General features: G+C 67.3%; 13 protein-coding genes. 4 read left to right on the forward strand and 9 right to left on the reverse strand.

Going from position 1 to position 19270, the window contains the following annotated elements; all coding sequences use genetic code 11:
* Window positions 1-64 precede the first annotated feature (64 nt).
* Both Rhe02_RS44915 and Rhe02_RS44920 read right to left on the reverse strand, forming a co-directional pair.
* A complete protein-coding gene (locus Rhe02_RS44915) occupies window positions 65-1345 on the reverse strand; it encodes an aminotransferase-like domain-containing protein (RefSeq protein WP_239124466.1) in 1281 nt (426 codons plus the stop codon).
* A complete protein-coding gene (locus tag Rhe02_RS44920; RefSeq protein ID WP_203914679.1) occupies window positions 1345-1665 on the reverse strand; it encodes an MbtH family protein in 321 nt (106 codons plus the stop codon). The genes Rhe02_RS44915 and Rhe02_RS44920 overlap by 1 nt, the downstream gene beginning before the upstream one ends.
* Window positions 1666-2020: 355 nt before the next feature.
* Here Rhe02_RS44920 and Rhe02_RS44925 point away from each other — a divergent pair, with 355 nt between their 5' ends.
* The 3 genes from Rhe02_RS44925 (at window position 2021) to Rhe02_RS44935 (ending at window position 5195) form a co-directional block, all read left to right on the forward strand.
* Window positions 2021-3115, forward strand: a complete 1095-nt coding sequence (locus Rhe02_RS44925; RefSeq protein ID WP_239124467.1) for a pyridoxal phosphate-dependent aminotransferase — start codon at window positions 2021-2023, stop codon at window positions 3113-3115.
* 39 nt (window positions 3116-3154) lie between these two features.
* Complete coding sequence (locus Rhe02_RS44930; RefSeq protein ID WP_203914681.1) at window positions 3155-4150, forward strand: class I SAM-dependent methyltransferase; 996 nt, start codon at window positions 3155-3157, stop codon at window positions 4148-4150.
* Window positions 4151-4232: 82 nt separating this feature from the next.
* Window positions 4233-5195: a S41 family peptidase gene (locus Rhe02_RS44935; RefSeq protein WP_203914682.1), complete on the forward strand. Its 963-nt coding sequence runs from the start codon at window positions 4233-4235 to the stop codon at window positions 5193-5195.
* 5 nt (window positions 5196-5200) lie between these two features.
* On the opposite strand, the gene Rhe02_RS44940 is transcribed toward Rhe02_RS44935, so the two are convergent.
* From Rhe02_RS44940 to Rhe02_RS44950, 3 genes are all read right to left on the reverse strand, one after another.
* Window positions 5201-8671 (reverse strand): ATP-binding cassette domain-containing protein, encoded by a 3471-nt coding sequence (locus tag Rhe02_RS44940; RefSeq protein WP_203914683.1) that lies wholly within the window; start codon window positions 8669-8671, stop codon window positions 5201-5203.
* A 209-nt stretch (window positions 8672-8880) separates the two neighbouring features.
* Complete coding sequence (locus tag Rhe02_RS44945; protein ID WP_203914684.1) at window positions 8881-11109, reverse strand: hypothetical protein; 2229 nt, start codon at window positions 11107-11109, stop codon at window positions 8881-8883.
* A gap of 5 nt (window positions 11110-11114) precedes the next feature.
* Window positions 11115-11450, reverse strand: coding sequence for a PadR family transcriptional regulator (locus tag Rhe02_RS44950; RefSeq protein ID WP_239124468.1), 336 nt, complete (start codon window positions 11448-11450; stop codon window positions 11115-11117).
* Window positions 11451-11576: 126 nt separating this feature from the next.
* On the opposite strand from Rhe02_RS44950, the gene Rhe02_RS44955 reads away from it, so the two are divergent.
* Complete coding sequence (locus Rhe02_RS44955) at window positions 11577-14168, forward strand: DUF6236 family protein (protein ID WP_203914686.1); 2592 nt, start codon at window positions 11577-11579, stop codon at window positions 14166-14168.
* Between the two features lie 9 nt (window positions 14169-14177).
* Here Rhe02_RS44955 and Rhe02_RS44960 read toward each other — a convergent pair whose 3' ends face one another.
* From Rhe02_RS44960 to Rhe02_RS44975, 4 genes are all read right to left on the reverse strand, one after another.
* Window positions 14178-15347 carry an ROK family transcriptional regulator gene (locus Rhe02_RS44960; protein ID WP_203914687.1) on the reverse strand — a complete coding sequence of 390 codons (1170 nt, stop codon included), beginning with the start codon at window positions 15345-15347 and terminating at the stop codon, window positions 14178-14180.
* An 86-nt stretch (window positions 15348-15433) separates the two neighbouring features.
* Window positions 15434-16930, reverse strand: a complete 1497-nt coding sequence (locus Rhe02_RS44965; protein WP_203914688.1) for a glycoside hydrolase family 36 protein — start codon at window positions 16928-16930, stop codon at window positions 15434-15436.
* A gap of 62 nt (window positions 16931-16992) precedes the next feature.
* The gene (locus Rhe02_RS44970; protein WP_203914689.1) at window positions 16993-18342 is read right to left on the reverse strand and encodes an ABC transporter substrate-binding protein; all 1350 of its coding nucleotides are present in this window, start codon (window positions 18340-18342) and stop codon (window positions 16993-16995) included.
* A 31-nt stretch (window positions 18343-18373) separates the two neighbouring features.
* Window positions 18374-19258 carry a carbohydrate ABC transporter permease gene (locus Rhe02_RS44975; protein ID WP_203914690.1) on the reverse strand — a complete coding sequence of 295 codons (885 nt, stop codon included), beginning with the start codon at window positions 19256-19258 and terminating at the stop codon, window positions 18374-18376.
* Between the last annotated feature and the right edge of the window lie 12 nt (window positions 19259-19270).

Here is a 19270-nt window from a genome sequence, read left to right on the forward strand (position 1 = left end):
AAGGGAGTCATGCCTAGGGTGCTCTCTTTCGTGATTCCGAGCGGGCCGAAGATATTCGGGGCCGTCAGGCTCGGATGAAGTCCGCCAACCGGCCCAGACCTTCGTGGATCTCCGCGGGGCTCAGGTGACTGAAGGACAGTCGCATTTGCTTGCGGGGCCGGCCATCGCCGTAGAAGTGATGAATGGGGGTCCACAGCACTGCGTGGTCGCGCGCGGATCGCTCCAGCACGTCATCCCCGGTTTCGAAGGGCACGTCCAGGAGGAGGAAGAAGCCGCCACCGGGGACGTTCCAAGACACGTCAGGGCTTTCACCCTTGGGAAATGCCGCAGCGAGCCCGTTAAGGACCAGCCGCATATTGCGCTGATAGACCTCGATTTCTCGTTTGTTGGCGGCCCGCATGCTCAGCCCGTTCTCCAACAGCTTGCCTGCGATCACCGCCTGCCCGATGGGCGAGGTGTTCACGGTCAGCACGCTTTTCAGCTTGGCGAGGTGGTCTGCCAGCAGCTCGGTGCGACCGGCCGCGACCACCCGCTGATCGGCGACGACGTAACCGACCCGCGCGCCGGGAAACACCGTCTTGGCGAAAGATCCCACGTAGACGACCTGGCCCGACCCATCCAGCGCTTTGAGGGTGGGCACGCTTTCACGGTCACCGGAGAAGACGCCGTACGGGTTGTCCTCGATCAGCAGGATCTGCTCGTCCTCGGCCAGCCGCAGCAACCGGTGACGAGTGGCGATATCGAGACTTCGCCCGGTGGGATTGGCGAAGTCGGTGTTGAGGTACAGGGCGCGGGGGTTCAGCCCGGCCGCTCGGCTCTGCCGCAGTATCGCGCGAACGTCGCTGAGACGTACGCCCTCCGGCGCGCTGCTGACCGGCAGGACCTGCATGTCCGCGAGCTGAGCGGCTCCGCTGAACCCGACATAGGCGGGCTGGACGGACAGGACCACATCGTGGTCTGTCCGGCGCAGCGCACGCAGCACTAGATAGAGGGCCTCCTGGGCGCCGACCGTCACGACGATCGACTCCGGGTCTACGTCGATGTCCTCGTCGACGAGCAGCGACTTGGCAATGAGATCGTTGATGATTCCTTTGGTGCGACCGTACTGGAGCAACATCCGGCGGACGTGGACCTCGTCATCGCCGGACTCCGCCAACAGGTGGGCTCGGTACGTGTCCAGATAGCGGTGGATCAGCTCGCTGCTGAAGAATTCGTCGTACGGCCGGCCGGCCGCGAACGAGATGGCATCGGGGAAGCGCAGCGCGATCTCGTTGAGAAAGTTCATCGCGTCGGCGTCCGGTGAGCTGAGGAATGGGGACAGTTCTTCGATGCTGAGCGGTCTCATCACTCGAAACCGTTGCGCATGGCGGCGATCAAGCTCCTCGGCCGCATGTCGATCCAGTTCGCTTCCACGTAGGTGAGGCATTCCTGGCGGTTGGTGTCGTCAAGACGCACCGTCCACCCTTTGGGAACGTCAGCGAACGATGGCCAAATACAGTGCTGATCCTCGTCGTTGGCCAGGACCTTGAAGAGGGCGTCCTCGTCGTCGAACGGATTCAACTCTGGTGCTCCTTCATTGTTCTTCCTCGGGCGGAGCCAACCATAGCGGCGAGATTGGCGGATCAAAAAGGAATCCAGAAAAAAAACTTGCCACAGGTAAATCATTTTATGCGTTGCCGCTGCTCAGGAAGTGTTGGCCAGCCTAAAAAAGACTGCAATGATCGTCCATTTAGGACTTTCAAATACGTCATTCTTAGATCGACATTGCTTTATGGAGATCGTTATTGGTCGCGGGGAACCGTACCGGTGATAAGGTTTCGAACCGGCGACGCTCACATGGGGCGTCCGAGCATACAAAAACGGCTGCGGCACCCGGTTCCTGCAGGACCGTGATGGTTCCCGCAACTTGCACCATCCACAGTGGAATCTTTAGGACCTCGCCGGGTGCGGCTCATCTCGATAACCCAGGCCCAGACACAAGATCGAAGGCTTCGCGCCCCGTGTGCGCGAGCGATCAACCATGCCCATCAGGAGGTGCGTTGTGTTGCCACGAAGTTCGTCGCCGGTCGCCGTGTCGGCGCCCCCGCCGCTTTCGCCTGGCGTGACGGAGGTGCTGCGACTGCACGCCAGTGAGAATGCGTACGGCGCGAGCCCCGCGGCGATCCGTGTGATTACCAGCGAGATGTCACAAATCCATCGGTATCCAGATAGTGGGAGTTCGGAGTTAGCGCAGGCAATTGCCGACTTCCACCATGTGGGAACGGAGCGGGTGAGCATCGGCAACGGAGTTGACGAAGTCATCCTCTTCCTCGTGCTCGCGCTCGCCGACGACAGCCGGCCGGCCGCGGTCACCGACGCCACTTTCACCAGCTACCGGGAGAGCATGCTGGCCGCCCGGCAGCCGTTCACCACCATCGGTTTGCGCGACTACCACGTACCGGTCGACGAGATCGCCGCGAAGCTGCGCGCGGGTGCGCCGTTCGCGTTCGTGTGCAACCCGCACAACCCGACCGGCGGCGTGCTCAAGGAGGCTGAGCTCGCCGAGCTGCACCGGGCGGCGTGCGACGGTGGGGGCACGCTCATCGTCGACGAGGCCTACGGCGAATACGCGGACGAGGACTTCGCCTCCTCGATCGCGCTGGCCGCCACCGCCGGCAACATCTGTGTCCTGAAGACCTTCTCCAAGGCGTACGGCCTGGCCGGTCTGCGCGTGGGCTACTCGATCGGCGACCCCGGGGTCACCGCCAAGGTCAACCGGCTCCACGGAGCCATTCCCTATCACGTCAACCGCCTCGCCCAGCGGGCCGCGGTGGCGGCGCTCGTCGACCAGCGGTTCATGCGGCAGGCGGTGAGCCGCACCGTGGCGACCAGAGAACAGTTCCGCCTCGGCCTGAGCCGGCTGGGTCTGCGCTGCCTGCCGTCGCAGGGCAACTTCGTGCTGGTTCACCTCGGCGGGCAAAGCTCGATCATCGCGCTGATGTTGCGGGAGCGAGGCTTCGCGGTGCGCGACACCACCGACATGGGCCTGCCGCACCACATCAGGGTGTCCATCGGCACGCCCGGCCAGATGGACGCGCTTCTCGACGGGCTGACCAGCCTGCTCGCCCTCCAGTGACCGCCTTCCCATCCCCCTAGCTGTTAGGAAAGACCAAGAATGTCCGCTACCTCGTTCTTCAACTCCTCCCTGACTGCCTTCGCGATCAGCGCCGCCGACGAAATCGGGTTCCTCGACGAACTCCAGGACACCACCACCATCGACCTCGACACCTTCGTGATCAAGCGGGAGCTGCATCAGCCCTCGGTGCGGGCGCTCGTCGACGTGCTCGCGCATGCCAACGTGGTGACCGCCTTCCAGCAAGATCCCACCATCGTGGCCAAGGGCCGCGAATTCGACGACGTGTGGCTCAACAAGGGCTATTTCCGCTGGCTCATCCGCGGCTACGGCGAGATGCTCAGCCGCTCGGGCGACTTCTGCCAGCCGGCTTTCCGCGAATCGACCGACCCGATGCGCCACCGCGACGGCCGCACGATCGCGATAGCCGGCAAGGACTACGGCGGTCATTTCGTCGATCCCGTGGTAGACAGGATCGTTGACGGCATCGACTTCAGCGTCGGCATCGATCTCGGCTGCGGCAGCGCCAATCGCATCATCAGGCTGGCCCGTCGCCACCCGGGCAAGCGGTTCATCGGTGTCGACGTCGACCGCGGGGCGGTGGATGTGGCACGCGAGCTCGTTGCAGCCGCCGGCCTGGCCGAGCGGATCACCGTGGTGCACGACGACATCCGCAATTTGCGCGACCTTCCGGAGTACGCCACCGCGGATCTCGCGGTCTCGTTCTTCCTCGGGCACGACTTCTGGCCGAAGGAGGACTGTCTGCGGACCTTGGCACACATCCAGCGGCGGCTGCCCCGGGTGCGCGACTTCCTGTTCAGCGACACCTATCGCTCGCCAGGGGTCAACGGCACCCAGCCGCCCGTCTTCACGCTCGGGTTCGAGCTGACGCACGCCCTGATGGGCCAGCATGTCCCGACGCAGGCGGAATGGCTGGAACTGTTCGGCGAGTCAGTGTGGGACCTGCACAAGCAATGGTCTCTGGACATCGCCCACAGCGACGTCTTCCACCTCGTCCCCCGCGAGGCGGGCCGCTAGTCACCATGATCGGGCCGTGGCCGGCACGGCCCGGTTAGCCTTGCCGCGGCACAGGTTTCGCGCACATTGTTACGGAGTGTCGATGTCACGCAATCTTGTCGAGGTCGCCTGTCAGCTGCTCAGCGAAAAGTATGTGTACCCCGACCGCGCCGCCGCCGCGGCCGGCGAGATCCGGGCAAGGGCGCTGGGCGGTGAGTACGACGGCCTGGGCGAGATCGCCCTCGGGCAGCGGCTGACCGGGCAGCTGTTCGACCTGTGCGCCGACAAGCACCTGCTGGTGCGGCTGCGCGACGCCGGCCCCGCGGGCCGCACCGGCGCACAGGACTCGGCCGCGGCCTGGCGGGAGTACCAACGGCTCACCGCCTATCGCATCGCCCGGGTGGAACGCCTCGAAGGCAACGTCGGATACATCGATCTCCATGGGGTGGTGGATCCGGCGCTGGGCGGGCGCGCCATCGCCGCGGCCATGGAGCTGGTGGCCGACACCGGCGCGCTCATCATCGATCTGCGCCGCAACCGCGGCGGCTATCCCGAGGGCGTCGTGTTCTGGTGCAGCTACTTCTTTCCCGACGCCAAGACCCACCTCAACGACATCTATCACCGCGCCACCGGGCAGACCCGGCAGTACTGGACCCTCGCCTTCCTGCCCGGCGCGCGCTATCTCGACCGTCCCGTCTACCTGCTCACCAGCGACTTCACGTTTTCCGGAGGTGAGGATCTCGCCTACACCCTGCAGGCGCAGGGCCGTGCCACCCTGATCGGGCAGACCACCCGCGGCGGCGCCCATCCCACCGAAGCATTCCCCATCACCGACACCCTCGAGATCACCATCCCGACCCGCCGATCCATCAACCCGATCACCGGTACCAACTGGGAGGGCACCGGGGTGACCCCCGACATCGAGATGCCCGCCGAGCAGGCTTACCCGGTGGCCTACGAGATGGCTCTGCGCGACGTGCTGGCCACCTCGTCGTCGCCGTTCATCGTGGACGAGGCGACCGCCGCGCTGGCCGGTCTTCAGGCTGAATCCAATGCGGCCGGGTGAAGGTTTCAGCCGGCGAGGTGGCCCCAGCGGGACTCGAGCTCGGGCCAGGTGCCCTGGCCGACGGCCTCACCGCCGATGAGGACGACCACGCGGTCGGCGCGGCTCAGCGCCGCGCGTTTCGAGGTGGAGCCGATCACCGTGATTCCCTTGTCCCGCAAGGCGCGCCACACGTCCAGCTCGGTGGTGACGTCGAGCGCGGAGGACACGTCGTCGGCGATGAGCAGCTCAGTGCCCGGGGCCAGGGCGCGCGCCAGCGCGAGGCGCTGCAGCTGCCCGCCCGACAAGCGGGTTCCCTTGTGCCCGATCATCAGGGCCAGGCCGCTGCCGGCCGCGGTGAGGTCGTGGTCGAGCTGGGCGATGGTGACCGCTTGCGAGGCGTCGACATCGTGGCCGAGCCGGATGTTGTCGCCGACGCTGCCGGAGAGCACCCGCGGCAGCTGTGCCACGTAGCTCACCTGATTGGGGCGCAGGAACACCTCCGGTTCGGTGATGTCCTGCCAGTTCCAGCGCAGCGTGCCGGTGTGATGGACGATGCCGGCCAGGGCGCGCAGCAGCGACGACTTGCCTGAGCCGACCGGGCCGACGACCAGGACCAGCTGTCCCCGCTCGACCGTGAGGTCGATGTTCTTCGCGCCGACAGTGCCATCTTCGTGTACCGCGGTGAAGCTGGTGAGATCCAAGCGGCGCAACGGATTACGCGCGGGCAGCGCGGGCGCCGGAGCGGTTCCGGCGGACAGGTCGACGCCCGGCACCGACGCCGAATAGGCGCCTATACCGGCCATCGCCACCGTGCGCTGTGTCCACACCCGCGCCGAGGGGAGCTGGGCGATGAGCGAGGCCGTGGTCCACGCGAACCAGCGGGCCGAACCCAGCGTCGACACCGCGATCAGGGTCGCCGCCGTGCTCAGGCCGCCGCCCAGGTACAGCGCCCACGCGGCGATCGGCAGCAGCCCGGCGAGCATCGCCGGGGTGGAGCGCGCCATTACCTGTGTGGAGATTTCGCGGCGCAGCTGTTCGGCGCGCACGATGTCGAGCCGGGCCAGGTGCGCCAGGACCGGTGCGGTGGCGCCGGCCAGTTTCACCGAGCGCGCGGCCGACAGCGCCGACACGAGCCCGGTGGCGAAGGCGGCCCTGGCCGTGACGGTCCTTTGCGCCGAACGTTTCAGGCGCGGCCCGAGCAACGCCGCCGCGCTCGCGGAGACGAGCGTGGTACCCAGAAAGAAAAATCCCGGAATCGCGGAGCCGGAGATGACGGTCATGGCCAGCAGGGCGAAGGCCGAAATGAACTGGTCGATCAGGTTGTCGGCGAGCACCACCGCGCGTTCGGTGTCGCCGCCCTGCGCGACCACCTCCGCGGGCGTGTGTTTGCTGATCCGGCGCGGACCGGTCTGCCCGTGCACCAGGCGCATGTTGATGCGAAGCATCTGGCGCACCCACCACTCGGGGAACAGCCGCCCGGGGAAGTAGGAGATCGGCACACACACGATCAGGGCCACGACGATGCCGATCGCGGGCCACAGCGGGTTGCCGGCGGCCTCGCTGCTGACCAGGTCGGCCCACAGCCACGGCAGGATCGCCCCGTCGAGTCCTAAGAGGACCATGCCCATCCACAGCCCGACCGCGGCCAGCCCGAAGCGCGGATTGTTGGTCATCAAACGGAAGATCTCCCGCAGCGTGCGGGCGTGCGGGGCGGGTGGCAGCGGCGGGGGATCGGTCTTCGGCGGTGCCACCAAGCTGGGCTCGGTTTCCAGCCCAGCGAGGCCACCGCCGTTGCGGGGTGCGCCCACGAGCACGAGCTCGCGTGCCGGCATCGCCGTCTCGCTGCTGGCCATCAGCGCCGCGAACCGGCGGGACCGGCTCAGCGGCCCGGACTCGGTCACCTTCCCGTCGGCGAGCACCACCACCTCGTCGCAGTGGCGCACCGAGGACAGCCGGTGCGCGATGACGATGCCGATTCGGTTGTCCAGCAAGCGTTCGGTCGCCCTCTGCACCCGCGCCTCGGTCACCGGATCCAGCCGTGCGGTGGCCTCGTCGAGGATCACCACCTGCGGGTCGCGCACCAGGATGCGGGCGAACGCCACCAGCTGTTCCTGCCCCGCCGACAGCACATAGCCGCCGTCGCCGAGCTTGGTCGCTATCCCGTCGGGCAGACTGTCCACCCACGACTCGATGCCTAGCTCGCGCACCGCATCGGCGGCCCGCTCCAGCAACAGCGGGTCATAGAGGGCGATGTTCTCCGCCAGCGTGCCCGCCACGATCTCCGTATTCTGTGGCACCACGGCGATCCAGCGGCGCAGCGCCTCGAGGTCGAGGTCGAGCAGATCGGCGCCGCCCAGGAACACGGTGCCCCGCGGCACCTCCACCGCACGGGTCAACACCTTGGCCAGACTGGATTTTCCGGACCCGGTGCGGCCGATCAGCGCGTAGGAACGGCCACGGCGGAAGGTCAGGTCGATGTCGCGCAACGCGGGGCGGACGGCGTCGGCGTGATAGCGGAAGGTCAGCCCCCGGATGGCGAGGTCACCGTCGTCGGGCAGGCGGCCGCCGGAGGGTTCCTGCCGCGCGTCGCTCAGCAGCTGGATCCGGTTCCACGCGCCGAGCGCGTACTGCAGCTCGGGCACCATCCGGCTGACATGTTCGACGGTCATGCCGAAGCCGATCGCCAGCAGCCAGATCCCGGTCAGCTGGGCCGCCCCTATCCGCCCGGAGGTCAGCGCCCACACCCCGCCCAGCACCACCAGCGAGATGCCGACGCCGCGGGTGACCGCCGCGGCCGTGAAGGTGACCCTCGATGACAGCCGCCAGACCTTGCGGCCCCTGGTGAGCACCTGGCTCGCTCGGCGGGCGAAGAGCTGAAGAACATAAGGGCGGGCCAGACTGGTACGCACATCGTCCTGACCGTGAACGGATTCCTCCATCACGGCAGCGAGGTCGGACCACGCCTCCTCCTCGTCCATCCGGGCCGGGGCGATCCGCCTCGTCGGCGCCCGCAAAGCCGCCGCCAGCCCGATGGTGATCACCGTCATGGTGAGCCCGGCCGGCCACCACACCACGAAAGCGGCAACGATCGACAGCGCCGCGGAGGCGGCCGACTGGGTGAGCCGCACGCCGCTGTTGCGCAACTCGGAAGCGACCTGATAGACATCGCCGTCGATCCGGTCGAGCAGCTCGCCGACAGGGGTGGCCTCCAGCGTCGGCAGGTCCTGCCCGAACGCGACCCGGCACAGCCTTCGGCGCACGTCGGCCGCCCAGTCCGCGGCCAGACCAGCCATGATCAAACCGATGGCCAGATCGCTGAGCACCGCCGTGACCAGCGCGAACGCCAGCACGGTGAACGCGATCGCGGAGTGGTCCACCAGAACCGGACCGGCCAGCGCCGCAGCCGCCGCCGCGCCGCCCGCCCCGAACAGGATGAGGAAGGCGACGAGCGCGGTGCGCCTGGGCGCGGTGGCCCACAGGTCGCGGAGCAAACGCATGTCGGGCCCCCAAAGTAAGTGAGCCCCTAGCATGTGGTGCGGCCGAACTCAGCTCAACGCATTTTCCGCAGGTGTGGCCCCCGCCACGTAGCCGAGCCGGCCGGCTCACCGCCGCCACGGCGCAGTGTGTGCCGCCGTGCGCCGCGGCCGTGTGCCGCCGTGTGCCGCCGCTGTGCCGCCGTGCGCCGCTGGCGATCGCCACCCACGGCCTACGCCGGGCTGGGTTGCGCGTCTGTGTGCACGGGCGCGGGAGCCGGTCGTGTCTGGTCCAGTCCGGCGGCGGCCAGGAATCCGAACAGCAGCCCGATCGCCACCGAGCCGGGGACGAAGGCGATGCCGTCGTAGGTCTGGCCGTACTCCATCGGAAACAGAATGAGCCGGGCGATGACGAGCGTGGCGATGACTGAGCCGAAACTGAAGGCGTAACTGGCCAGAATCAATCCCGGGACGATAAGCAGACCCCACCACCAACGCCGCCGGGCCGGCATGCGGCCACGGATCGCCGCGATGGTCGCTACCGCGGCCGGGACCGACAAAGCCAGTGGGAAGATGAAGAACAGGTAGAAGGCGGGATTGTCCGACGACGGGAAAGCGACCAGACCGTCTTGGTAATAAAGGACTCCGACGATCCCCACCAACGCGGGACCGAGCGGTATCAGTTTGGCTGGCGTGCGCCACTTCCGGGCGGAGGTCGCCCGCACTCCCATGACAACCAGCATCGTGAGAATGGCCGGTAGCCCTACGGCCACCAGCAGAAGCACCGGCGGTGCCTGTTTGCCCAGCGCGTAGACCCGTGGAAAGAAGCTGCCGGGGACAAGGACAGCGGCCAGCACGGTGACCGTGATGACCAGCCGGCGGGAGCGGTGCTCCCAGGGCCGGCGGGTGCTCAGCCGCAGCGATGACCACCACCAGGCCGCTATGCCCAGCACGAGCCCACCGCCCGCCAGGTAGGGAAGCAACCGGGGAGTGGTCCACTCCCAGCGGACCACGGCCATGTTCGTGGCGACAAGGACGGCGGACCCGATCAAGGCGGGCAGCACCGGCCGGCTCCGATAGGCCATCGCCGCCACGAAGCAAAGCGCCGCGCAGATGATGCCGGACAGCTGGAGTTCATGCATCCACAGCCGGCCCTCTTCGCTGCTCCACTCCAGCCAGCCTCCGGGTTCGGCGGGCAGCGTCGGTTGCCCCGGATCCCCGATGCGGCTCGGCCACGAATTCTGCACGCCGATATTCGGTGTCAGGTAGGTCAGCGTGACCGCCCAGGCGATGACGCTGTACACCGCCCCGCCCAGCAAGCTGCGATGCCACCACCGGCTACCAGCGATCGCCGAAACCTGCGCATCGCCGCGACCGGGCCCGACCTGTGCCGCTGCGGCCATACCTGGACCGTCAGCGTGGCTGGGTCCGAACTGTGCCGCGCCGAAAGCGGCACCATCATCGTGGCCGGGCTCCACCTTTGCTGCGCCAGGCCTACCGGGACTGGAAGCGTGGCTCAGCCCGACCGGTGCAGCGGCGCGGATGGCGGCTGGCAATGGCCGGACCAGTCTGATCGCGTGGGCGAGCGTCACGACGATGGTGGCGAACACGAAGGCCGGCAACACTTTCAGCACCGTGTCGAATGGGGGTTCTTCGCCGTGGCCGGAATAGCTGAACGACAGCATCGGCTCCTGGCTGGCGAGTGCCAGCAGCCGTCCCGGCGCTGAGGCCGATGGCCGGCCCGCGGCCAGTGCCACGACGTATATGGTGGCCAGGGTCAGGACCGCGGCCGCGGGCGCGGTGCAGGCGAGGGCCAAGCGGTGATGTCCCCGACCGGATAGGGCTGCGGCGCCCCACGCCAAGAGCGGCAGCGCGAGAACCAGGCAGAGCGCGCCGACCACGGCAAGCCAAGCGCGGTCCCAGTTCTGGCCGGCGCCGCGGGCGAGCGTGTCCAGCGCAAGCAGGCCACCGATCACCGGCAGTGCGGCCCACGCGCTCTGAGCCGAACTGGCCGGCCTGCCGTCGCGCCGCCGCAGCAGCCGCCTTCCCAGCCAGGTGCCGACCACCGTGGCGACACCGGCCAGGACCAGATAGCTTTCGGTCGTCATCAGCGCCATCGAGGTGGGCGTGAGGGTGACGTAGCCGAAGGGGATCAGCTGGAGGGGTACCAGTGCCACCAGCGTGGCCAGCATTGTTAGCAACGGCGCGGACACCAGCAATGCCAGCTGCCCCGGCCAGCGCATCTGGCCCAGCAGCACGGGTTCGCCGCCGGGCGGGCGGGCGAGGGCAAGGCTGGCGGCGAACCACAGCTGCCGCCAGGCCCGGACCGGTTTACTCACTCCGGTCTCGACGGCCAGGGTGTGCAGCTCGGCCGTCCACTCCAGAGCTGCCGTCTCGCGCATGCGCTCGGGCCAGCGCCGGATGGCGATCGCCACCAGGAAGGCCACAAGTCGTTGCAGCATCGCGCTCACCTACCAAGATCCGTTGCCAGCGAGGCATCCACGGCCGGCGGCCGCCGCTTCACCCGAAGGGCCGCCAGCTCGGTTTGCACGACCGTCACTCCTTCGGGGGTGAGGCGGTAGCAGCGGCGCCGGGGCCGGCCCTCCGCGCTCGAGTCGATGGTTTCCCAGCTGGCTCGCACCCATCCAGATTCCTGAAGCCGGGCCAGGAGGGGATAGACCCTGCCGCTGGACTGGCCGGTGGCCCGCATGAGTTCCAGCCCATACCGCTCGACCAGCGGATCGTCGAGCAGCACGGCAAGCACCTGCGCCACCTTGGTGGTGATCCTGATTCGTTCGCTCACGCCGAGGACCATACTCGCTTCTCTACATAGCCCCCCATCGGCCGAACAGCTGGGAACGGTCATGATCGATCTCAGGGCCGCTCGGCACACCGTGAACGGTTGCCGGTTGGTGCGACAATCCAGCCCATGGAAAGCGACTCCTCGCCTGTTCCTGAGCACCCGAGGGAGAGGTTTCTCATCTATGACTTCTCCGCATTGGACGCCAACGGCAATTCGGCCTGGTACTTCCTCGCCGTCCCCCACGAGCACAGCGAGGAGTTTCTCGCCGCGGTCGAGCAGCCCGGCGACTCCGTTGACATCACCCAATTTGGACGGATGCTTGCCAGCGGCTTCGGCGCGCAGCCGCCGGAGTATGTACGCGAGGGAGTCCATCGGCTGTACGCCGTGCGAGGGGACGATCCTGCCATAGATGGCATTGACTGCGCCCCGCCGGTCGACGACGGGGCCATGGCTGAGGCGCGCGAGCTGCTCCGGCAGGCCATGGCAACCGAGGGCGGGGTCGACTTCTACCTAGCGCTTCACGTGGCCCACCTGCACCTGTCGCGATTCCGCGCGGATCCCGACCAGGCCCTGGACGATCTGCTTCATGCGGTCGAGCTGTTCGCCCTCGTCGGCAAGACCGATCTCGGGCTGGTTCCGGAGGATCTGCAGCCCTACATCCCCGCAACAGAGGCGAACCTGGCGCGGCATCAGCGCATCGACCATGCGGTGTCGCTGCTCCAAACCGCCTTCGACACCGATGACCTGCCCACCCTCAACCAGGCGATCACGGCTTTGCGAGGGCTGCGGGAATCCTTGCCGTTGTTCGACGCGCTGCGTTGCTCGATGCTGTCCAATCTGGCCATAGCCCTGCGCAAGCGCTGGCGGCGGCTGGAGACCATGGCCGACCTCGATGAGGCGGCCGCAGCCGGGCGGGAAGCGGTCGAGCGGACCCCGGACGGGGACCCAGACAAGATCGATTTCCTGGAGAACCTCAGCCTCGTGTTGCGCGATCGATTTCAGGCGACCGAAGCGGCGCAGGACATTGCCGACGCCATCCAGGCGCATCGGTTGCTGCTGCGGCTGGCCGCGGCGGACCATCCTTCGCGGATGCGAGCGCTGGCCGCACTCGGCGCGGATCTCATCACCCGGATAGACCGCGCCCCGGCAATCGAAGACATCGACGAACTTGTGGCCGTGCGGCGGGAAATCCTCACCCTCGCAACGGACGACGACGTCGACCAGGCGGCCTATCGGTCGAATCTCGGCTGGTCCCTGCTGACCCGCTTTGCCCTTTCCGAGCAGAGCCCGGATCTCGACGAGGCGACCGCGCACTGTCGTCAGGCGGCGAGCCGGATCCCCGAGGGCGATGAGCGCCAGAGCGCGATCCTGATGAATCTGGTCAAGGCGCTGGAACTGCATGACGGCGACCCCACCTCTTTCGACGAAGCCATCGAGATCCGCAGGCGGGTACTGAATCTAGTGTCCTATAACGACATTCGGTATCCGACGCTTGTCGGCGGCCTCGCCGATCGGCTGCTCATGCGCCTCGGCCGCCAGGGCGACCTCATGGACGCCGACGAGACGGTGAAACTGCGCCGAAAACTGGTGTCGATGACCGCCGCGGGCAGCGCGGCCCGGTACCAATCGGTGGAAAGCCTTCGTGAAGCAGTGCGAGCCAGGTTCCGCCACACCGAGTCGGCCGCGGACGCCGCGGAACTCGCAGCGCTCAACGAGGTGGGGTCGACCTCCCGCTGGGAAGTCCAATCACGACAGCCGAAAAGCTTGCCAGCACCCGTGCCGATGAAGCGGGGCATCCTCACCTGCGGGGCGATGCAGGTCACCGCCAGGGGTGGCTTCACGTTCAGCGGCAGGAACGACAGCCTTCGCGCGATCGCGCTCTATTGGGACAAGGCAATCTGGGCCTACGGCAACGGGTTCGGCTACATGGACGAAAGCGGGGCGGGAGAAGAAGGGAACCGGATGACGGTTGGCTTTCCGGAAGAAGCCCGCGACCTGGAGCGCAGCGGGTTCCTGACCCGGATGCGGCGCGATATGTACCATCCGGCGTGGGATCCGGGCGGAGCCTTCGGAGAAGGTCTGGTGATGGGGATTCCCGTAAACGAATTCGCCGAGCTGGCGGCGGAGCGTCTGCGCACGCTCGCCATTGAGATGAACCGCAGCAACGACACGGAGCAGTGGTCAGTCGGACACTCGATCTCCACCAGCAACACCACTCCCGATCCGGACGACCCGGCCGGCGCGCGCGAACACCTGTCGCTGCGGCTGACGATGGCGCTGCCCGTGCCCGCCGACGAGGTGCCGATCGAACGAATTCTGGAGTTCCGGCAACGTCGCGAGGACTCGCTGGCCGCGCTGCGCCGCGGCATCCGCAACCTCACCAGCTCGCCAGACGTCGATCTGCACGACCTTCTCGACGACGTGCGCCTGCGGCTGCAGGAGATCGATCGCCTTCTGTCCGAGACATTCGTTCAGCGATGGGCCCACCGCACCCGGGTGGTTCTGGGCATCGAAGACGCGGGCAACTCCGCCATCGTCGGCGCGCTTGGCGAAATCATCGGACAGTCCTTGCACTTGCCCACCGGCGTGGGCGCACTGGCCGGGCTGGGCGTCAACAGCGTGCTGCACCTGGCCCAGAAGCGGGTCGCGCCACAGTTCCTGCTGCCGGAACGGGTGTCGGACTTCTTCTATCTCTATGAGGCACAACGGCTGCGCTGACGCGGCAGGTCACTGACGTCGGGGCGCCACCGGCGCGGACAGGCCGGCTCGGAACAGCCGGTCGTCGACCTCGTTGAGCGACAGCTTCAGCGCGCCGAGGGCGACGGAGTCAGCGCCGAGGGTGGAGGCGCGCACATCGGGCATGCGCAGGCAAAGGCGCTGCAGCTCGTGGCGCAGCGGGTCGAGAACCAGATCGGCCGACCGGGAGAAGCCGCCGCCGAAGACGACCACCTGCGGGTCGAGGGTGAGTACGAGCGCGGCAGCGCCGACGGCGAGGTCTTTGACGTAGCGGTGAACCGCGCCGCGGGCGGCCCGGTCTCCCTCCCGCGCGGCGTTGAAGACCCAGGCGGCAGCATCGTCGGGGCTGACGGTCTCGGGCACCCCCGGGCAGTTCTGCAGATGCGCGGGCGCGTTGAGCCACCGAACATGTTTAAGGGCACCGATTTCGCCCGCCGCACCACCGAATCCACGGCGCAGCACCCCATCGATGATCAGGCCGGCGCCGTTGCGCATGCCGGCGAGCAGATAGACGATGTCGTCGGCGTCGCTTGCCACACCCTTCCACCTTTCGGCGAGGGCGGCCAGCTTACAGTCGTTTTCCACGACGATCGGGCAGCCGAACCGCACGCCCAGGTGCGCCACCAGATTGACGCTTTTCCAGCCGGGCAGTGGAGTGAAGAAGATGGTTCGCCCCTGCGCGTCGACGGCGCCGGTGACCGCGACGGTGATGGCCCAGATGTCGGAGGGCGCTTTGCCCGCTCCGGCCACGCAGGCGTTGATGACGTTGTCGAGCTCGGCCAGCCGCTCGGCGGGTTCTGCCTCTGCGGCCACGGTTTGGCGGACGGTCTGCACGATGTTGCCGTCGAGGTCGGCCAGTAGCGCCAATATTTTGTGCACGCCCACATCGACGCCCAGCACGTGTCCGGCACCGGCCCGGAACTGGTAGCGGCGAGCGGGACGCCCGACGGCGCTGTTGGCCCCGGGCTCGAGCACAGTGGCCCAGCCGTCGTTGACCAGCCCTTGGGCGATGACGTCAACGGCCGGCCGGGACAGCCCGGTGCGCTGGGACAGTTCGGTGACGGTGGACGGCGGGTGGTCGCGCAGGGCACGCACGATGCTCAGCGAGTTGAGCTCGCGCAGACGCGGCAGATCCGTACCGGTTGTTGCTAGTTCTGTCACGTGCTGTCCCTTGGTTAGCTGCGGCTGGTACCCGCCAAATATGCTTTGATCTTTACAAAATCGTCGGATGATGGCAAGCCACCGGCTCAGGAGATGGGATAGGCCTGCGCAGCCGGCGTGATCGCCGGGGTGAAATCCGCGGTGCGCCCGTCGACGGAGTAGGCGTAGCGGCCCAGCCGCCGCACCTGCGGCCGCGCCGACAGATAAGTAATCATGTCGTCGAGCTCGGTGGGGGTGAGCCAGCTGGGCGGGTCGGACACGGCGCGGAACCGGCAGATGTCGGCCATGTCGCGCAGCCAGGCCAGCTGCTGGTCGGTGAGCAGGTTGAGCCGGCTGCGGAAGTAGATGACATCGGGGTCCACCTCGGCCAGCGGCTGGTGCCAGAGCCGGTGCAGGGTGTTGACCACGGCGTTGCGGGCCATGGCGTCGGAAGGGTCGTCGCTGGCGTAGTTCTGCCACATCGGCGCGACGTCGGGGCCACTGCGCATGCCGTCGAGTATCCCCAATGACGGCAACAGAATCGCGCCGCTGCCGAGCAGGTAAACGTCGTCTCCCGCGACCTGGCGAATCAGGGCAAGAGCGTCGCGATAGGACTGTTCCCGCTCGGCGCCGTCGGCGCGGTCGCCCGGGATCGCCCCGGCGTTGATGAAGTCGAGTTTCAGGTACTTGAAACCCCACTCGTGTACCACCCGATGGGTCAGCTCAGCCAGGAAGTCGCGGCTCGCCGGCAGGGAGAGGTCGAGGGCGTAATAGCCGGTTCCCCAGTTGTTCCCCGCGATCACGCGCTCGCCGCGCGCGTTGCGCAGCAACAACTCTGGGCGCTGCAGCGCGAGCTGTGAGCCGGGCAGGGCGATGAAAGGAGCCAGCCACAGCCCGGCGGTCATGCCGGTCTCGGCGATGCGGTCGGCCAGTGCCCTCATGCCGGAGGGGAACTTCTGGTTGGGCTGCCAGTCGCCGACCAGCTGCTGCCACCCGTCGTCCACCTGTACGGTGTCGAACGGCAGGCCGCGCAGATCGTCGATGTCCTTGGCCAGCTGCTGTTCGGTGATGGTCTCGTAGTAGGCATACCAGGAGCACCAGACGTTGCCCGCGCGGCGGGTGCTGCTGCCCAGGCGCGCGGCCAGGTGCCCGGTGTAGGCGGCGAACACCTCCGCTTCGGGGCCGTAGGCGGCGAACCAGGGCTGGGCGCCGTGCTCGTACCAGCCCGCGAGGGTGTCGCGGTCGGCCGACAGCCGCGCCGTGCCCAGCCCGAGCGCGCCCAGCAGCAGGATGTTGCCGTCGCCGGCGTCGAGGGCGGCCACCGCGGAGGAATGGTGGCGCGCGGGATCGTCCCAGACGTCGTCGTCGGCGGTGAGCCGCCGCTGCGGGTTGGCTATCCGCAGCGGCGGCTCGGAAAGACGCCGCCAACCACATGGGCTCCAAGAGTTGTGGCCATGCCGGTAGAACAGGGCATCGCCCAGTCCATGCAGCAGGGCGACGCGTCCCGGTGGAAGAATCAGGCCCCCGTCGGCTGCTTGTGGGCTGCCGGGCCCGTCGTGTTCGAGGGCGAGGGTGTGACCGGCGAGCTCGATGAGCAGTGCCATGGTTCTCCTAGACGTGTGCGATGTGGCGGGCCGGGCGGCCCCGGCCCGCCAGTTGCGGATGGCTACTTCTTGAACAGGGCGTTGACCTGATCGTTGGCCTTCTTCAGCGCCGTGGCCGAGTCGGTCTGGCCGAGCACCGCCGACTGAATGGCGTCCTGCACGATCTGGCTGATTTCGTTGCCGTGTTCGGTGATGGGCAGGAAGAAGGTGCCGTTGGGCGCCGTCGCCTCATCGATGTAGGCCTGCACATCGCGGCCCTTGGCCTTGTGCGCGGCGAGCGCCTTCTCGCTGGCGGACTTGATGGCCGGGAAGACCACGCCGTTGCCGCCGACGATGTTCTGGCAGTCGAGCGAGGCAAGGAACTTGACCCATTTCCAGGCCTCATCTTTGTGCTTGGTGCCGGTCCAGATCGCGTCCGACAGACCGTTGATCGCCGACTTGCGGCCCTGTGGCCCGGCCGGCAGCGGTGCGATGGCGAACTTCACCTTCGCCGACGAACCGAGGTAGGTGTTGATGGTCCACGAACCGGCCACGGTCATGGCCGCCGTGCCCGCGTCCATGAGCGCTTCCCGGCCGACCGTGGAGGCCTTGTCCAGCGCGGGGCTGTAACCCTTGGCAATCAACGACTTGTACCAGTCGATGGCCTGAGCCAGCTTCGGGTCGTCGTACTTGTACTTTGTCCCCCAAGGGTTCTGGTCCAGATAGGTGAAACCGTTGCTGACGGCCAGGTTGCCCCAGCCGTTCTGGCCCTGCGAGCCGTCGGCCCACTCCGGCAGGTAGCCAAAGATCTTGACCTTGGTCTTGTCGAAGGCTGGGTCGAGGCCGTTCTTGCCGTTCTGGTCGACCGTGGCCTTCGCGATGACCTGCTGGAAGGTGCCGCCATCGGTGGGGTTCCAGGTCAGGTTCTTCAGGCTGGCGGCGTCGATGCCCTGCGCCTTGAGGTGATCGGTGTTGTAGACGATCGCCATGGTGTCCCAGTCCTTGGGCAGCCCATAACGCTTGCCGTCCTTGGTGAACAGGTCGGCGAGGCCACCCTGGTACTGCGTCAGGTCGATCTTGTCAGCGGTCACGTAGGGCTGGATGTCGAGGATCTGGCCGGAGGTCACGAACTGCGGGTAGTAGGAGCCCTGGTTGGTCCAGACGTCGGGAGCGTCTCCCGCGGCGAGCTGGGTGGTCAGGCCCGCCCAGTACTGACCCCACGCCGACTGCGTGATCTTGATGGTGATGTTCGGGTTAGCGGTGTGGAAAGCGTCCGCGCATTGCTGGTAGGACGCCTTCTGGTTGTCGTCCCACAGCCAGTAGTTCAGGGTGACGGCCCCGCCGGGTTCCTCGTCGGCCTTATTGCAAGCGGCCAACCCGGCCGCAACGGCCAGGGACAGCAACGCCGCCCCAGCCCTGCCTATGCGGTTCATCGGATCCTTCTTTCTCAGGTGGGAGGGTGTGTTACTTGCTTCCGGTGAAGTTCAGGGACTGGACCAGCCGCTTGCCCACGAACAGCAACAGCACGAGCACGGGCAGGACCGACAGCGTCGAAGCGGCCATCAGCCCGGTCCAGTCCGGTTGGGTGTTGGGTGACTGCTGAAGGAAGACCCCGAGCGCGACGGTGACGAGGCGGTTGTCCTCACCGCGGCCGATCAGCAACGGCCACAGGAAGTCCTTCCAGGCCCACACGGTGGTGGTGAGCCCGATGGTGATCAGCGGGCCGCGGCTCATCGGCAAGGCGATGCGCCAGAAGATGCCCCATGGCCCATTGCCGTCGAGGATGGCCGCCTCCTCGACATCGCGGGGCAGCGAAAGGAAAAACTGGCGCAGGAAGAAGACCGCGAACGGTGTCATCAGGATCGTCGGGGCCACCATGCCGGCCATGGTGTTGATCAGGCCAAGGTCTTTGACCAGGATGAAGTTGGGCAGCAGCGTGAAGATCGGCGGCACCATCAGCGCCGCGATGAGGATGCCGAAGACCAGATCGCGTCCAGGAAAACGAAGCCGGGCAAAGGCATACCCGGCCATCGCGCAGAAAAGGGTCTGCACGACCGCGATCAGGCCGCAGTAGATGATCGAGTTGAGCAGGTACGCGGCGAAGTTGAGCCGGGCGCCCGACCCGCCGGCGGCCCGGGCCTCCGCTTCGGTGGTCAAACCGAGCACGCGCAGGAAGTTGATGAGAGTCGGGTGGTCGGGCAGCAGGCTCGTGTTGTCGGTGTACAGATCCGCCGCCGGGGTCAGCGCGGTGCGCACCATCCACCAGAACGGGAAGACGGTCGCCACCACGACCACCGTCATGGCCAGCCAACCGAGCACACGCCCGGCGCTCAACTGCTTACGGGTCATGGTTTTCGCCCC

This window comes from Rhizocola hellebori, assembly GCF_016862955.1.
Classification (GTDB): Bacteria; Actinomycetota; Actinomycetes; order Mycobacteriales; family Micromonosporaceae; genus Rhizocola; species Rhizocola hellebori.